At 73.2% G+C, this 15,742-nt stretch carries 12 protein-coding genes; 8 read left to right on the forward strand and 4 right to left on the reverse strand.

All coding sequences use genetic code 11. From position 1 onward, the window contains the following. Window positions 1-599 precede the first annotated feature (599 nt). From AACH11_RS12670 to AACH11_RS12695, 6 genes are all read left to right on the forward strand, one after another. Complete coding sequence (locus tag AACH11_RS12670; RefSeq protein WP_341374601.1) at window positions 600-992, forward strand: hypothetical protein; 393 nt, start codon at window positions 600-602, stop codon at window positions 990-992. A gap of 42 nt (window positions 993-1,034) precedes the next feature. Next, window positions 1,035-2,882: a RiPP maturation radical SAM C-methyltransferase gene (locus tag AACH11_RS12675; protein ID WP_341374602.1), complete on the forward strand. Its 1,848-nt coding sequence runs from the start codon at window positions 1,035-1,037 to the stop codon at window positions 2,880-2,882. Further along, on the forward strand, window positions 2,879-4,441 hold the full coding sequence (locus AACH11_RS12680) for a radical SAM/SPASM domain-containing protein (protein ID WP_341374603.1): 1,563 nt from the start codon (window positions 2,879-2,881) through the stop codon (window positions 4,439-4,441). Before AACH11_RS12675 ends, AACH11_RS12680 begins: the two co-directional genes overlap by 4 nt. Before the next feature lie 2 nt (window positions 4,442-4,443). Beyond that, a complete protein-coding gene (locus AACH11_RS12685) occupies window positions 4,444-6,465 on the forward strand; it encodes a S8 family peptidase (RefSeq protein WP_341374604.1) in 2,022 nt (673 codons plus the stop codon). Next, window positions 6,452-7,864: a YcaO-like family protein gene (locus AACH11_RS12690; protein WP_341374605.1), complete on the forward strand. Its 1,413-nt coding sequence runs from the start codon at window positions 6,452-6,454 to the stop codon at window positions 7,862-7,864. Before AACH11_RS12685 ends, AACH11_RS12690 begins: the two co-directional genes overlap by 14 nt. Before the next feature lie 304 nt (window positions 7,865-8,168). Then, entirely contained in the window at window positions 8,169-9,341 is a 1,173-nt protein-coding gene (locus tag AACH11_RS12695; protein WP_341374606.1) for a mechanosensitive ion channel family protein, read from the forward strand. A 36-nt stretch (window positions 9,342-9,377) separates the two neighbouring features. On the opposite strand, the gene AACH11_RS12700 is transcribed toward AACH11_RS12695, so the two are convergent. From AACH11_RS12700 to AACH11_RS12715, 4 genes are all read right to left on the reverse strand, one after another. Further along, a complete protein-coding gene (locus AACH11_RS12700) occupies window positions 9,378-10,964 on the reverse strand; it encodes an FAD/NAD(P)-binding protein (RefSeq protein WP_341374607.1) in 1,587 nt (528 codons plus the stop codon). Continuing rightward, on the reverse strand, window positions 10,961-11,743 hold the full coding sequence (locus tag AACH11_RS12705; RefSeq protein WP_341374608.1) for a class II aldolase/adducin family protein: 783 nt from the start codon (window positions 11,741-11,743) through the stop codon (window positions 10,961-10,963). The genes AACH11_RS12700 and AACH11_RS12705 overlap by 4 nt, the downstream gene beginning before the upstream one ends. Window positions 11,744-11,822: 79 nt before the next feature. Continuing rightward, window positions 11,823-12,821, reverse strand: coding sequence for an NAD(P)-dependent oxidoreductase (locus tag AACH11_RS12710; protein ID WP_341374609.1), 999 nt, complete (start codon window positions 12,819-12,821; stop codon window positions 11,823-11,825). Further along, window positions 12,818-13,864 (reverse strand): ABC transporter substrate-binding protein, encoded by a 1,047-nt coding sequence (locus AACH11_RS12715; RefSeq protein ID WP_341374610.1) that lies wholly within the window; start codon window positions 13,862-13,864, stop codon window positions 12,818-12,820. Before AACH11_RS12715 ends, AACH11_RS12710 begins: the two co-directional genes overlap by 4 nt. Window positions 13,865-14,172: 308 nt before the next feature. Here AACH11_RS12715 and AACH11_RS12720 point away from each other — a divergent pair, with 308 nt between their 5' ends. Together AACH11_RS12720 and AACH11_RS12725 are read left to right on the forward strand one after the other, a co-directional pair. Then, window positions 14,173-14,823 (forward strand): NAD(P)H-dependent oxidoreductase, encoded by a 651-nt coding sequence (locus AACH11_RS12720; protein ID WP_341374611.1) that lies wholly within the window; start codon window positions 14,173-14,175, stop codon window positions 14,821-14,823. Window positions 14,824-14,862: 39 nt separating this feature from the next. Beyond that, window positions 14,863-15,657, forward strand: a complete 795-nt coding sequence (locus tag AACH11_RS12725) for a class II glutamine amidotransferase (RefSeq protein WP_341374612.1) — start codon at window positions 14,863-14,865, stop codon at window positions 15,655-15,657. The last annotated feature ends 85 nt before the right edge of the window (window positions 15,658-15,742 follow it).

Below are 15,742 nucleotides of genomic sequence, written 5' to 3' on the forward strand. Positions count from 1 at the left end.
GGAGCCATGTGCCCCGGCCTCATTGAAGCAGTGGGGAGCTTGGCCCCGGGCTGATCGCCTACCCGGGCCATCCGCCCTGCCCTCATTGAAGCGGAAGAATTCGTCGCGACGAATCGAATCAGAGGAGGACCATCCGGAGCCATGTGCCCCGGCCTCATTGAAGCAGTGGGGAGCTTGGCCCCGGGCTGATCGCCTACCCGGGCCATCCGCCCTGCCCTCATTGAAGCGGAAGAATTCGTCGCGACGAATCGAATCGGAGGAGGACCATCCGGGAACATGACACGCCGTCCCGCACACGGCCACAGGATCAGATCGCTGGTGCACTCGCCCATGCCGTGGCTTCATCTTCTTCACTGACGCTCGGCCGGCACGCGGTGGGCCGCTCACCTCTGCGGTGGATTCTCCAGCGATGCGTTCGGACTAGATTCGTTCGCACACCTGGCGCCATGGCGACGCGTCCAACAACAGATGACCCGTCGCCTGTGTCCGGTGGTCTCCGGACATGCGTTCTGCGCCTGTCCGGCCCGCGTGCGATGTCATCCGCTGCCAGCAGGCCTCCGGTCGCCATCGCATCGTCTTCACCGATCCTGGAGTCTCACATGAGCGACAGCACCCTGGACGTCCGTACCGTCCAATCACTCGGCCGCAAGCTCGACGAGTTCGCGGAAGTCCTGAGCCCGGAGGAGCACGCCGTGCTTCTGGGCCTGATCAGCACCGCCGGTGCCACGCTGGAGGCCGGCCATGCCGAGGCCGACACCGAAGGCGTGACCGAACGGGCCGTGCTGACGCAGAGCACGCGCCTGCCGGCCCTCTCGGTGGGCCTGAAGGATGCCTTCAAGACCCTGCCGGGCATCAGCGATCCGGCCGGCCCGGTGTCGGATTCCATCGGCGTCGGCGTGGCCTGCGTGTCCTGGTCCAAGGACTACAACAAGCTGAATCCGGCGGACAAGGTGGGTCTGTCCAAGATCCCCGGCCTCAAGCAGTACCGCTGAGCCGCCGCCCCAGGCGTCTGGCGTCCACGCAGGGAGCTCCGCATGGCCCGCATCGTCATCGTCAATCTGCCCTTCGCGTCCGCCAGACGCCCTTCATTGCAGGCCGGCCTGCTCAAGGGGCTGGCCGAACGGGCGGGCTGGACCTGCCACACGCTGCACCTGAACCTGGACTTCGCGGTCCTGGTCGGGCGCGAGCGCTACGAGCTGCTGTGCCAGCACCGCGGCGTGCAACTCAGCGACTGGTTGTTCTCGGTGGCCGCCTTCGGTGCCGACGCACCGGATCCCCAGGCCTGCCTGCTGGACGAGCTGGCACCCGCCTTCCTCGACGAACTGCAGGCACTCGGCATCGACGATGCGTGCGCCTGGCTGCTGCGGCTGCGCGACGTGCTGGTCCCCGCCTACCTGCAGGCCTGCACGGCAGCCGTGCTGGCGCTGGATGCACCGGTCGTGGCCTTCACCTCCACGTTCCAGCAGAACACGCCAGCCTTCGCGCTCGCCGATCGCCTGAAGGCCGCCGCGGACGGCCTCACGACACTGTTCGGCGGCGCCAACTTCGATGACGTGATGGGGCTGGAATACGTGCGCAGCGTGCCCGCCGTCGACTACGCCGCCATCGGCGAGGCCGACATCAGCTTTCCCCTGTGGTTGCAGGCCATGGCGTCGGGCGGGGATGCCGGCGCGGTGCCCGGCATCGCGTCCAGACGGCCGGACGGCAGCGTGCGTCACACGCCATCCCAGGGCCCGTTCGAGCGCCTGGACGAACTGCCCCTGCCCGACTACGACGAATACTTCAGCCGCGCTGAGCGCCTGGGCTTCTTCGACGGCCAGGCCGGACGGGCGGTGGACCTGCCGGTCGAGGGCGCACGGGGCTGCTGGTGGGGCGAGAAGCACCACTGCGTGTTCTGCGGGCTGAACGCGGGCTCGATGCGCTTTCGCTCCAAGTCGCCGCAGCGCTTCCTCGATGAGGTCAGCAGCCTGTCGCGGCGCTACCGCAGCTTCCATGTCGAGACGGTGGACAACATCATCGACATGTCCTACTTCCAGACGGTGCTGCCCGAGATGGAGCGGCTGGGGGCGAGCTGGAACGTCTTCTACGAGGTCAAGAGCAACCTCAAGCCCGAGCAGATCGCGGCCCTGGCACGGGCCGGCATCCGGCGCATCCAGCCGGGCATCGAATCGTTGTCCAGCCCGGTGCTCAAGCTGATGCGCAAGGGCGTGCGCGCGATCCACAACGTGAATCTGCTACGCTGGTGCCGCCACCACGGCATCCGGGTCAGCTGGAACCTGCTGTGGGGCTTTCCGGGCGAGCAGGAGGCCCACTACGCCGAGCAGCTGGCGCTGCTGCCACGGTTGCGCCATCTGCAGCCACCCGATGGCTGCGGCCGCCTGTGGATGGAGCGCTTCAGTCCGCTCTACACCCAGCGCGAGCTGCTCGGGGTCACCGATGTGCGACCGACGGCGTCCTATGCCCAGGTCTATCCGCGCTCGATCGACCTCTCGCGGTCCGCCTATTTCTTCGATTACCGCGTCGAGGGTGCGCTGCACGACAGCGTGTTCGAGCCGCTGGCCGAAGCGGTCGAGCACTGGCGGGCGGCACAGCGCGGGCCGGACGTGCCGCGGCTGCACGCGCTGAGCGCGCCCGGACACCTGCGCCTGACCGATCTGCGGGACCCCGGCCGCAGCGGCATGTACGAGCTCGACGGCGACCTGGCGACCATCTACCAGGCGTTCATGGCGCAGCCCACCAGCATCGAGGCCGCCGCCCGCGCCACCGGACTGGCGGCCGCACGCATCGACGAGGCGGTGGCGGCCTTCGACGAACAGGGGCTGATGATGCGCGAGGACACGCTGGCGCTCGCGCTGGCCCTGCCGCAGAGGGCCGCCACATGAGCCCGCGGACGCTGCTGATGCGCGATGGGTCGGTGCGCGCCGACATCGCGCCGCCCGCCACCCGGTCGTCCGAAGACGCCCGACCGGACACCATGGCGGCCCGCCGCTGGCTGCAGGAGCGGCTGCCCCATCCCCTGACCGCCGACCTGCTGCGACGCCTGGACCGCTTCGAATCCCTGCTAGGTCACGCCGTGGCGCCCGGAGCGTCGGTGCTGCCGGATGCGCCGGGCGAGCTGCTGACCTGGCTGCCGGACGAGCACCAGCTACAGGGCCTGGTCTGGTGCCGCCGCTTCCTCGACGCCGTGGCAGACGCGGACCCGGCGCTGCAGGCGCTGCTGCAGACCTGTCTGCTGCGCGCCTGGCAGCCGTTCTGGGCGCTGGTGACGGTGCCGCTGGCCACGCTGTTCACAGCCGACGAGATCGCGCTGCTGCAGGCCCCGCGTGAGACACGCCCGCTCGAGCCGGCACGGCTGCGCCTGGTCGCCGGCCAGCGCTCGCACTACGAGGGCTATCTGTGCGTGATCCTCAAGCTCACCCGCCTGTGCAATCTGCGCTGCGTCTATTGTCACGACTGGAGCGCCGATCCGCAGTCCCATGCCGCGCTGCCGCTGGTGCTGCGCGCGGTCGAACAGGTACTGCAGTTGGGCAAGGGCGTGGTCGACTTCGTGCTGCATGGCGGCGAGCCGCTGATGCTGGGCCGGCGCGGCCTGTTGCGTCTGCTGGCGCTGCAGGCCCATCTGGCCCTGCCCGGCCAGCGCGTGCACAACCACCTGCAGACCAACGGCACGCTGATCGACGACGAATGGCTGGCCTTGCTGCAGACCTTCGGCATCCGCGCCTCGGTCAGCATCGACGGCCCACAGGCACTGCACGACCGCAGCCGGCCGGACGCCCTGGGCCGTGGCAGCCACGCCCGCGCGATGGCGGGCCTGCGGCGCCTGCGCGAGCACGGCCTGTTGTCCGGCGTGCTGATGGTGGTCACGCCCGAGGTGCTGGACCATGGCCCGGCCTGGCTGCATGAGCGCCTCTGTGCGGACGGGCTGCTCGACGTCGGCCTGATCCCCCAACGGCCCGCACCGGGGCGGACCGACGGGGTTGACCATCAGCGCTTCGTCGGCTTCCTGGTCGACTTCGCGCGCTGTGCACGGCAGGCGGGGGCCGAGGGCGGCTCGGTGGTGGCGGTGCGCGAGCTGGAGGCCGTGCGCCGGCTCGTCGCAGGCCGACCGTCGGACTTCTGCGAGCTGGGCGGCAACTGCGTGGGCAGCTTCATCGCCATCGAGGCCGATGGCCGGGTGACCCACTGCGACAAGTACACCGGCGATGCGGACTACGAGTTCGGCAGTCTGCATGCGGACAGCCTGGCCCGCCTGTTGACCGGGCCGCAGGCCCAGGCGATCGCCCGCCGGGCCGCGGCCTCGGCGCCGGTGCCCGGCGCCTGCCGCCATCAGGCGCTCTGCCAGGGCGGCTGTCCGCATGAGCGCTACGTGCGCGGGGGTGACGGCGCACGCACCTGCTGCGGCCTGGCGCCGCTGTTCGACCTCTACGCCACCACGCCCTGACCATGACGGACGCCCTGCCGCACCCTCACCGTCCGCGCATCGACCTCAATCTGGCCGATGCACAGGACCTGGTCGATCTGGGCCTGAGCCCGGAGGAAGCCGAGCGGCTGCGCGCCAGCCGGCCCCACTATCAGCTGGAGGACGCAGCCATCCAGGCCGGCCTGTCGGATCCCGCCTCGGCACGGCTGGCGGCGGGCTGCGTGATCAGCCCGCTGTCCTGGGTCGATCCCTCGACCGGCACCGTGCGCACGCTGCAGGCCGATCCAGCGGAATGGGTGATCGACAGCCCGCCGCCGGCCCACGACGACGCCGAGGCGGCGACCGTGACCGGGCCGGGCCGCCAGCGCGCCGCCCCTGTGACCCGCCGGCGCCCGCGCTGCATGCGACAGCCCACGCCACCGCGGCGGCAGGACATCGAGTCGATGGACGGCGTGGCCTTCCCGGCCTTCGTCGACGAGCGTCACCAGCGCTGCTACCTGCATCCCGGCTACGTGATGGTGCAGGCCCGGGTCGACGTCGAGGACCTGCAACTGCAGAGCCTGCTGCGCACGCTGGACCTGCGCCCGGTGCATGTCAGCGCGGCGCGGGGCCTGTTCGTGGCCGCGCTGGGCGATGGGCGCCACGGCCTGGCCGCCCTGTCATCGGCGCTGATGGCGCTGAACGCGGCCCCGTCCATCGAGCTGGCGGAGCCGGCCTGGCTGGGCTTCGACGACGTCGAGCCGCAGGCCGAAGCCCATGCGCCGGACCGCCTTGCGGTCAACCCACCCGATGCCACGACGGCAGCATCCGGTACCGCCCCGGCCGAGGCGACCGAGAACCCGGATCTGCCCTGGCATCTGGCCCTGCTGCGCGCCCAGGCCTGGCCGAGCCGTGAGGCCGGCGATGCCGCCATCCATCTGGCCTGCGTCGACAGTGGCGCGGCGCTCGACCATCCCTGCCTGAGCGCCCCGGATCCGTCCGCGCACCGCGCCGTGCTGGACTTCAGCGGTGACGGCCCGGACGACGCGCTGGGCCACGGCACCAGCGTGGCCAGCATGCTGGTGGGCAACGGCCACGACGGCATACGGGGTCTGGCGCCGGGCTGCTCGCTGACGGTGCTGAAGGTGGAGCTGCAGGCCAGCCCGCTGAGCTACGCCAGCCGCCGCGCCGCGCTGCTGAGCCTGCTGCCGCGCCTGCAGGCTGGCGAGCGCTGGGTCGTCAACATCAGCTGGCGCACCGCGGGCGACGTGGGCCTGATCCGCTCCGCCATCGAGGCGCTGGATGCGGCCGGTGCGCTCGTCGTGTGCTCCTCGGGCAACGAGGGACGGACGGACGGCAGCGGCCACTTTCCGTCCGACTATGCATCCACGCTGTCGGTCGGGGCGGTGGACGCGCAAGGTCGTCGCGCGGCCTACAGCAATGTGTCGCCCCAGGTCGACCTGATGGGCCCGGGCGGCACCGTCCAGCAGCCGCTGCGCTGCGGCGTGCCCGGCGGCGGCACGGCGGCCCGCACCGGCACCTCGTTCGCCGCGCCGCAGGTGGCGGCCATCGCCGCCCGGCTGTGGGCCCGGCGCCCCGAGCTGCCGGCCGCCCACATCCGCCGCTGGATCGAGGACAGCGCCCGCACGCTGGACGGCCAACGCATTCCCGATCTGCAGGCGCTGCGTCTGCTGGCCACCGATGGCGCCCCCACGCCCGCCCCCACGCCCATCCCTGCGCCACAGCCGTCTTCCCCCCCTCGACCGCCACAGGCGCCGCCCCCACCGGCTCTGCCGCCGGCACCCGGGCCCGCGTCCGGCGCCCACCCGGCGCCCGCCCCCGCACCCACCACCGCGCCCACCACTGCCGGGGCCGGCAACATGCCCTTTCCGCTGTCCGGCATCGAGCTGCTGGTGCGTTGCGCGGCCTGCGGCATCCGGCCGATCACCGCCCGCATCCTGGCCCGCCGGCCCCGCGTGGCGGGCTGGGACGATCTGGCCGCCGTGCTCGGCATGGACGCGCCCACACTGGACCGCATCCGGGCCACGCTGCATGTCGACGCCTGAGTCCGGTCGTCAGGCGCCGGCCATGGAGCGGATGGCCGGCTACCTGGTACGCGAGCGGGCCGTCGATGGCAGCGCCACCGCCTTCGGCCCGCTGCTGCCGAGCAGCGACTGCCTGGCCTGCTTCAGCCGCCGCCGCGAGGCCAGCCCGCACCCGCCCGGCGAACTGAGCCTGCTGCCGCTGGACGAGGCCGGCGCGCAGGACGGCCGGCTGTCGGCACTGCACCGACATCAGCTGAGAGAGGGCCACCCACCGCAGCCCTTCCTGCCGCCGGCCGACTGCGACCGCCACTGCGGCATCGGACCTTTCGGCACCCGTGCGTCGGCAGGGGCCGGCCATGGCCCGGCCGCCGGCACGAGCCCCCAGGCCCCCCCCTCCGCGGCCATCCGCTGCGGCACGGACGGGCTGCCGGACGTGCGCGCCGCCATCGGCAGCCACACCGGCCTGATCCGTGCGCTGCAGCTCTCACCCGCCCCGGACGGGCACTGGACAGCCATCGCGCAGGGCCAGGCCACGCCCGGCACCGCCGGCATCGCCGTGCTGTGCCACGGCACGGCCACCGCCGCGGATCCGGACACGGCCCTCACTCTGGCCGTCTGCGAGGCGCTGGAGCGCTACTGCGCCGGCTTCTGGGCACCACAGGCGCTGCGCGGCCGCCGGCGGCGGCCCGCCACGGCGGGCGCAGGGCCGACCGCCAGCGATCGGCAGGTCGTGATGCGGCGGCTGGGCGGTGGGACTCCGGTCTGGATCCCGGCGGAGCGGGTCTACCTGCCCTTCGGCATCGGCGGACACTTCCACGACGGCGACTCCGTCGGCCTGGCCTGCGGTCGCGACATCGACGACGCCCGAGGACGGGCCGTGGCCGAGCTGATCGAGCGTTGGGTGGTGATGCCCTGGCTGGACCAGCTGCTGCGTGGACACCGCGGCCGCGCCACCCCGGGCGGCGGACCGAGCGTGCCGGAGCACACGGACGAGCGCGCCTGGACGCTGGCCCACGTGCGGCTCGGCCGGCAGGCGCTGCACGTGGCCGCCGCGGTCCGCCTGCAGCCAGCGCCGCCCTGGTGCGCGCTGGGCTTCGGCTGCCACCCGGATCCAGCCCACGCACGCCTCAAGGCGGCCCACGAGGCCCGGCATGTGCAATCCCATCTGCGCCAGTGGGCGGCCCGCGCCGCACCGCCGGTGTCCGTCAAGCTGTCCGGGCTGGACGCCGACCTGCACGCCCTGGCCTTCGAGCCCGGCGCTGCGGCCCGGCTGCTGGCCGTGCTTCCGCCCACCGAGGGCGCGCCGCCCCCGCCGCGCCGCCGCCTGGCCTCCGGCCGCGTGCTGTGGCGCGACATCACGACGCGGGACGTGGCAGAGCTGGGGCTGGCGGTGGTGCGAGCGGCGCTGAGCGAGCGGTGAGCGAGCCCGCACCCGGCCGCACCCGGCGGCGGTATGTCGGGCATCGGCCAGGCGCGCCCTCGCACGGCGCCCCCGCATCCGCGGGGCCCCACCGACGATCCACCCACCATCACGCCGCCGGTCTCTCCCCGCGTCAACCCCAAGTTAGTCAGCCCCCACCCCGGCGTCCGGGTCGGACAATTCCGGCAGACGCACGAAGTCAGCGGCGTCCGGTCTTCCTGAGGTGATCGGTGTCCGATCCCGGCCGGCCGGAGCGTGTCGCGCGTGCCCCGCTGCGCTTGCCCGGGCCTTCGCGCCCGTCACGATGATGATCTCCGTTCTGCAGGACTCGGTCTTGGGCAATCCGGTTGCGCTGTGGCTGCTGGCCGTGGCGGCGGCTGGCTCGGGCTGGCTGGCCGGGCGGCTGGTGGTGGCCGTGTTGCGGGCGGTGCTGCGGCCGGCGCGTCGGCCGCTGGCGCAGGATGCGCTGGCGCGTTCGGCGCCGGGGTTGCGGCTGGCCACGTTGCTGGTCGGCCTGCAGGGTGGGTTGAGCCTGCTGGATCTGCCGCCGCACGTCGCCCAGTTCCTGGAGCAGGGTGTGCGGTTCGCGCAGGTGATGGCGCTGGCCTGGGCGCTGACGGCGGCGGTCGATGCGCTGCATGCGCGGCTGGCCACGGGCTGTGCCGGGCGGACTGACAAGGTCGGCGGCAGCCGTGCAGCAGGCAGTGCGGCCGATCTGCGCCGGCTGTCGGTGCTGCGGCTGATGGTGCGCGCGCTGGTGTGGGCGGCGGGCCTGGCCACGGCCTTGGGCACGGTGGGGGTGCAGATGTCGGCGGTGCTGGGGGCCATCGGGCTGGTCGGGCTGGCGCTGGCCTTGGCGGCGCAGGGTCTGTTGGCCAATCTGATGGGCGGCTTGCAGGTGCTGGTGCAGCGGCCGTTCCGGCCGGGTCAGCACATCGAGGTGGCGGGGCTGTCGGGCCTGGTGCAGCATGTCGGCCTGCACAGCACCACGCTGCGTGATGCGCAGGATCGCGTGCTGCGGCTGCCCAACCATCTGTTCACGCGGCATGTGCTGGCGTGTGACGATGGCCCCGAGGGCCTGCACCAGTGGCTGCGCCTGCGCCTGGCCCCGGGTACGCCGGCGCACAAGGTCGAGCAGGGTCTGGCCATCCTGCGCGACATCGTCACCGACCAGCCGCTGCTGCTCAAGCGCTGCCGCACGGGCTTCGAGCGGATCGACGCCTCACATCTGGAGTTGTGTCTGTGGTTCGCCGTGGCACCGTGGTCGGCCGATGAGGGGGATCACCTCGCGGACGCGCACGACAAGCGCAGCCGGGCGCTGACCCAGATCCACCTGGCCATCCTGCGCCGCTTCGAGGCGGCGGGGATCGTGCTGGCCGGGACGCAGCCGATCGGGGCGCAGCCGGCGGCGCCACGGTCGCTGTCCGTCGAGGAGCTGCGGCCGGAGGCCCCTGAGGTGATGCGGCAGGCAGCCTGAGGGTCGGGCGCGACAGGGCCCCGGTCATGGCCCTGCTCACGGCCCGGTATCCGGGTGCGGCAGGTCCCGGGGGTCGGCCAGGATCTGTCCGGCCAGGTCGCGGGCCAGGGTGCGCAGCTCGGGCACGGCGGTGGCTTCCCAGCGGTCGGCGCGCAGCAGGGGGCCGATGGCGTGCAGGCCGCGTCGGGTGCGGCCGTCGCGGCCCAGTGGCCGGCAGGCCGGGCCGGGCGCGGTGGTGATGCCCAGGCCCAGTGCATCGGCCTGGATCAGGCCGTCGGCCAGCAGTTGGCGCACCAGGGGCTCGGTCGTGCGGCGGGGATCGGATGCGGGCCCGGTGCAGTTGATGATCCAGCGGACGCGGTGGCGCAGTGGTGGCTGCAGGGCGCCGCGCGGGGCCAGGCTGACGACGAGGTCGGCACCGGCGCGCTCCAGCGCCACCACCCGGGCCGCCAGGAGCTGCACCCGCCCCTGTGCGATGGCCTGACACCACCGTTGATGGGACACCGGCGCGCACAGATGGCGCCCGGCATCCCACCAGGGACGCAGATGGCGCAGGAAGCGCCGCCGCTCGGCCTCGGGCAGGCCTTGCCAGAGGGCGACGGTGTCGGGGCGCAGGGCAGCGATCAGGGCGCGCCAGTCGAGCGCACTGGAGCCGGTGCCGGTGCCAGATCCAGGATCGGCGTTGCAGGCGGCGGCGGCGTCCGGGGTCTGCAGCGGACGAGCGGCCCGGGGCGGCAAGCGCTGCCGCAGGCGCCTGAGCAGCGCGGGCACCCGGTCGCAGGGGCCGGCCTGCAGCACCTCGGCCACCGTGCGCCGGGCGCTCGCCTCGTCCATCGGGATCTCGGGCTGGGCCCAGGGTGGCAGACCGCGTCGCGAGCAGGCGATGACGGGCGCCTGGCGGCGGGCCGTCTGCAGGCTCAGCGTGACGTCGAGCGCGGTCAGGCCGGTGCCGATCAGCAGCACCGGGTCGTCCGGGCCGATCGGGGCCAAGGCGCCGGGCCGCCAAGGATCGGGCACCAGCTGCGCCCCCGCCACCCGGACCTGCGCATCGGTCAAGGGCAGCGCCGGGGTGAAGTGGCCGAAGGCCAGCACCACGCTGTCGGCCGGCAGGGGCGGCTGCCGTGCCAGCAGAACGGTCCAGCCATCCCGCGCGGGCCGCACGGCCAGGGCCTGATCGACGAGGCGGTGCAGGCTGTGGACGGGGGGGGTGGGCGGTGGCCGGTGCGGGCCCGGCCCGGTGTCGGCGGAGGTGGCCGTGGTGGCCGTGGTGGCCGTGGTGGCCGCAGCGTCCAGCAGATCCGCCAGATAGGCCCCGTAGCGCTCGCGGGAGACGAACGCCTCGGGCGCGGTGCGGGGCTCGGTGCGGCGGCACCAGCGCAGGAAGTGCCCGGGATCGTCGGCCAGGGCGCTCATGCGGGCGGCCGGCACGTTCAGCAGATGCTGGGGGCTGGCGGTGCCGTAGGCCAGCCCGCGGGCCATGCGGCCCGAGGCGTTGACCAGGGTGATGTCGAGCGCCGTGCGCGCCTGACGCAGCAACTGCACGGCCAGCACCGCACCGCTGAAGCCGGCGCCGATGATGACGATGCGCGCCGGCATCGCCGGGCGACAGCCGTCGGCGCTCACGTGTCACATCCAGGGCTGTGGCGCTGCACCTTGCGCCAGATGGCCTGCCACAGCAGGTCGTCATGGGCCCGGGCGGACGGGCCCGGTGCATCGCCACGGCCGGCCACCTGGCGGGCAACGGTGGCCTGGGCGGCCTCGGGCGCCAGCAGCACGGCATCCTCGCCGGCGGCCAGGGCCCGCACCTGGGCCGAGCAGGCCTTTTCCAGCTGGTAGATGCGCGACCACACCTGGGCCGCGCTGCGGCCGATGGCCAGCGTGCCGTGGTTGCGCAGCAGCATCTGGTGGCGCGGGCCCAGGTCCTCGACCAGGCGCTCGCGCTCGTCCAGGTGCAGGGCGATGCCCTCGTAATCGTGGTAAGCCAGATCGGGGATGGCGGTGAGCGCGCGCTGGTTCAGCGGCAACAGGCCGCAGCGCTGGGATGAGGCGGCCATGCCGTCGTCGGTATGGAAGTGGGCGATGAAATGCGCGTCCTCGCGTGCGGCATGGAGGGCCGAATGGATGACGTAGCCGGCCTGGTTGATGCCCCAGTGGCCGTCGATGACCTGCCCGTCCAGATCCACCTTGACCAGGCTGGAGGCCGTGACCTCCTCGAACCACAGGCCATAGGGGTTGAGCAGGAAGTGGGGGTCGGGACCCGGCACGCGGGCGGAGATGTGGGTGTAGAGGAAATCATCCCAACCGTAGAGCGCGCTCAGGCGGTACAGGGCGGCCAGCTGCACGCGGGTGTGCCATTCGGCTTCGCTGACACGGTTCTTCAGGGACAGGGTCTCGGCGTTCATCGGATGTCTGGCCTCTCGCAAGCTGCGACAGTGGAAAAACGGGAAGAAAGGCGGGGGTGAGGTCGCGCCGCGCCGGCGCTCAGGCCGCGGCCGGCCAGGGCGGATCGACGCGATGGGCCGGTGGTCGTCCGTTGTGCCAGGCCTGCAGGCCCTCGGCGGTCAGCTCCACCAGCGCACGCTGCACGTGCGGCCCGATGGCGCTGGTGTGCGGCGTCAGCCACACGCGCGGGTGGCGGTACAGCCAGTGGCCGGCCGGCAAGGGCTCGGGCTCGGTGACATCGAGCGAGGCCTCGCCGACGCGGCCGTTGTCCAGCGCCTCGCACAGCGCATCGGTGTCGACCAGGCTGCCGCGGGCGATGTTGATCAGGTGCAGGCCCGGCCGGGCCTGACGCAACACCCGGGCGTCCACCAGATGGCGGGTGGCCGGGCCGCCCGGGGTGGCCAGCACCAGGTGATCGGCCCAGGCGGCCAGCGCGGCCACGTCAGCGGCCGGGTCGACGCCAGGCAGATCGGGCAGGCCCTGGCGCCGCACCGCACGCACCTGCAGGCCGAGCGCCAGCGCGCGCTGCGCGACCGCCCGACCGATGGCGCCGAAGCCCACCAGGCCCAGGCGCGCGCCCGCCAGTGCCGCGGCCGGCTGCAGACGCCAGCCTTCCGGCGAACGCACGCGGCGGGCATCCAGCCGTGCCTGCACCCGCAGCACATGGGCCAGCACGAAGTCGGCGATGGTGTCGGCCGAGCTGCCGTGGGCATTCGACACCGTCACGCCCGGCGTGGCCAGCAGCCAGGCGGGATAGCCGTCCAGGCCGACGGAGATCAGCTGGATCCAGCGCAGGCCCCAGGGCCAGCCGGCCGGCGGCGGTGCATCGCGCTGTGCAGGCGCGAAGGGGCGTGCCAGCAGCACCTCGACCGGCCGGCCCGTGGCGTCGCGCAGGCCGGCCAGACCGTCAAAGCCAGGACCCGGGCCGACGGGCACGATGGTCAGGCCCGGCACGGCCTCGACCAGGGCGGCGTGCAAGGGCGCATCCCACTGGCTGGCGATGCTGCGGGTGGTGGTGGTGGTGGTGGCGGTGCTCATGCGGCGGCCTTGGCCGCGGCGCCCGCGCCGCGCAGCAGCGCCCCATAACGCCCATCCCAGAGCGGCGCCACGGCGGCCGGTCCGTCCAGCACCCCCAGCTGCAGGAAGGTGTCGGCCACCTGCTGATGGCCCCGCACGACAGCGGCATCGACGGCCCGCAGGTCGTAGTCGGTGCTGCGGCGGTTCCACAGCTCGACCAGGTCGCCCACCGGCACACGGGTCTCGGCGTTCTGCGCGCGGGCCAGATCCAGGAAGCGGCCATTGGCCCAGTGGTAGGCCGCGCGCAGGCGCAGCAGCCAGTCGCCGATGGCGGCCTGGCGTGCGGCATCGTCCAACGCCGCCGGATTGGCGTAGATGGGGAAATTGCCGCTGAGGTAGCCAACGCCCGTCTTGAGGGTGCGCGCACCGTAGCGCAGGCGGGCGATCTGGCCGTTGTAGCCGTAGATCGCCCACGCATCCAGATCGCCGCGCTCGAAGGCCGACAGGCCATCGGCCGGCGTCAGCGAGACCGGCGTGATGTCGTTGAAGCTCAGCCCCACCTCGGCCAGCTGGCGGGCCAGGAAGTAATGGGCGGTGGTGGCCCGCACATAGCCCACGCGCTGGCCCTTGAGGTCGGCGATGCGCTGGATCGGTGCGTCCTTGCGGGCCAGGGTCACCTGGTTGTTCAGATCCTCACGGGCGATCGCGATGAAGCGCACGCGCGCTTTCTGGCGGGCGGCGAACAGCGCCGGGATCTCGCTGCCGGATCCGATGTCCAGCGCATCGCCGTTGAGTGCCTCGATGTGCAGTACGCCGTTGTTGAGCTCACGCCACTCGATGCGGTAGGGCGTCTGCAGCAGACCGGCCGCGCCCAGCAGCGCCCGCCAGCCGCCCTTGTAGGCCCCCACACGCAGCGTGATGCCGGACAGATCGATGCCGGCCGGAACCGGCGGGGCGATGGCCGGCCGGGCCGCGGGGGCGGCCTGCAGGCCGGCGGCGTGGACGCTGGCCAGGCTGGCGGCCGACCACTGCAGAGCGCGTCGGCGGCTGAGGAAGGAGGTCATCGGGCAAATCCTTGTGCGGTGGGTGGCGGTACGGGGTTCCGCGGCCGGGCCGGGGCCGGATCCGGTGGAGCCGGCATCCCGGGGAGTGGACGCATCGTCGCCCGTGGCGCCTGGCGGTCCAAATGCGGCGTTCGGCGCTGCTCATGCGCAGACCGCATGTGGCCCCATCGGGCCAGGATCCGCATGAGCATCCACGGTTTGCGCATTTGGCGCGGAGCGCCGGCCACGCCCACACTGGCTGCACCACGTCGCCGGCCGGCGACGCATCGGCTTCCGTTCCTCCCGCATCCGACCCTGGACACCGCAGCATGAGCACCTTCTCGATCACCCTCGTCGCCGCCAGCACTTCGGCGGTCTCACGCACCCGGGCCCTGGCGGGCGCCCTCGGCGATGCCGTGCAGACGGCCCTGCAGCAGCAGACCGCCGCCCTGAGCGGCCAGCCGTCCGAGGTGCAGCTGCGCTGGGTGCATGGCGCCACGCTCGCCGCCGAGCCCTGGGCCGGCAGCGAACCCGGCCCGGCCTGGCGCGACGCCATCCAGGCCATCGCACGCGCCGATCTGGTGATCGTCGCCAGTCCGGTCTACAAGGGCAGCTACACGGGCCTGTTCAAGCAGCTGTTCGATCTGGTGCCGCCTGATGCGCTGCTGGAGCGTCCGGTGCTGCTGGCCGCCAACGGCGGTAGTGACCGCCACGCGCTGGTGGTCGATGAGCAGCTGCGCCCGCTGTTCGCCTTCTTCCGCGCGTGGACGCTGCCCTCGGCCGTCTATGCGGCCGAAGCCGACTACGCCGCCGACCTGACGCTGCGCAGTGAAGGCCTGCGCCAGCGCGTGGCCGAGGCGGCACGGCAGGGTGCCGAGTTCCTGCTGGCGCGCGAGCTGCTGCGCCGCGCCCAACCCCAGGCCAACGGCGTCGCGCAGGCGGCCGCCGCACCGCCACGCCCCATCGCGCTGGCCGCCTGAGGCCGCCAGCCCACCCCCACCGGATCCGGACCGACCGCCATGTGCCAGCTGCTCGCCCTCAACAGCAACGTGCCGACGACGATCAACTTCGCCTTCGGTGGCTTCGCCGCACGCGGGGGTGACACCGACGAGCACCGTGACGGCTTCGGCATCGGCTTCCACGCCGGCCGCGCCGCCTGGCGGGTGTTCAAGGACGAGACCCCGGCGGCCACCTCCCGCCTGGCCGCCTGGCTGCGCCGCCATCCGCTGCGCGCCACCACGACGCTGGCCCACATCCGCAAGGCCACCCATGGTGCGGTCCAGCGCAGCAACTGCCACCCGTTCTCGCGCCTGTGGCGCGGCCGCAGCTGGCTGTTCTGCCACAACGGCCAACTGGAGGGGTTCCGGCCCGAGCTGGCACCCGGCTGGCAAGCCGCCGGCCACACCGACAGCGAAGCCGCCTTCTGCTGGCTGCTGCAGACGCTCGACGCCCGGCTGCCCGCCGGCACCGCGCCGGACGTGCCGACGCTGCGCCCGCTGCTGCAGGAGCTGGCCGACACGCTGTCCCGCCACGGGCCGTTCAACTTCCTGCTCAGCGACGGCCATGCGCTGTATGCCCACTGCAGCACCCGCCTGCACTGGCTGGCCCGCGGTGAGCAGGCCCACCCCTACGGCCCGGTGCAGCTGATCGACACCGGCGAGCGCGCCGATCTGTCGACGGCCCACGCCGCGGACGAGCGCTCGGTGCTGGTGGCCACCACGCCGCTCACCCATGAGGAGCCGTGGCAGGCCCTGCGCCCGGGTGAGCTGCAGGTCTTCGTCGGCGGCCGGCCGGTGCCGCGGCTGGCGAGCTGATCGGGGGCGGGTCGGCTCGTCATCCGGTCCTTCATCCGGATCCAGCGGGGGGGCGCCAGCCCCCTGCAGCGCGTCCTGGCGCCGC

This window comes from Pseudaquabacterium rugosum, from assembly GCF_038066575.1.
Lineage (GTDB): Bacteria > Pseudomonadota > Gammaproteobacteria > Burkholderiales > Burkholderiaceae_C > Pseudaquabacterium > Pseudaquabacterium rugosum.

Bases quoted from the DNA above. Each gene is read 5' to 3' on its own strand.
- AACH11_RS12670 (WP_341374601.1), top strand. From the start codon at position 600: ATGAGCGACAGCACCCTGGACGTCCGTACCGTCCAATCACTCGGCCGC.
- AACH11_RS12675 (WP_341374602.1), top strand. From the start codon at position 1,035: ATGGCCCGCATCGTCATCGTCAATCTGCCCTTCGCGTCCGCCAGACGC.
- AACH11_RS12680 (WP_341374603.1), top strand. From the start codon at position 2,879: ATGAGCCCGCGGACGCTGCTGATGCGCGATGGGTCGGTGCGCGCCGAC.
- AACH11_RS12685 (WP_341374604.1), top strand. From the start codon at position 4,444: ATGACGGACGCCCTGCCGCACCCTCACCGTCCGCGCATCGACCTCAAT.
- AACH11_RS12690 (WP_341374605.1), top strand. From the start codon at position 6,452: ATGTCGACGCCTGAGTCCGGTCGTCAGGCGCCGGCCATGGAGCGGATG.
- AACH11_RS12695 (WP_341374606.1), top strand. From the start codon at position 8,169: ATGATGATCTCCGTTCTGCAGGACTCGGTCTTGGGCAATCCGGTTGCG.
- AACH11_RS12705 (WP_341374608.1), bottom strand. From the start codon at position 11,743: ATGAACGCCGAGACCCTGTCCCTGAAGAACCGTGTCAGCGAAGCCGAA.
- AACH11_RS12710 (WP_341374609.1), bottom strand. From the start codon at position 12,821: ATGAGCACCGCCACCACCACCACCACCACCCGCAGCATCGCCAGCCAG.
- AACH11_RS12715 (WP_341374610.1), bottom strand. From the start codon at position 13,864: ATGACCTCCTTCCTCAGCCGCCGACGCGCTCTGCAGTGGTCGGCCGCC.
- AACH11_RS12720 (WP_341374611.1), top strand. From the start codon at position 14,173: ATGAGCACCTTCTCGATCACCCTCGTCGCCGCCAGCACTTCGGCGGTC.
- AACH11_RS12725 (WP_341374612.1), top strand. From the start codon at position 14,863: ATGTGCCAGCTGCTCGCCCTCAACAGCAACGTGCCGACGACGATCAAC.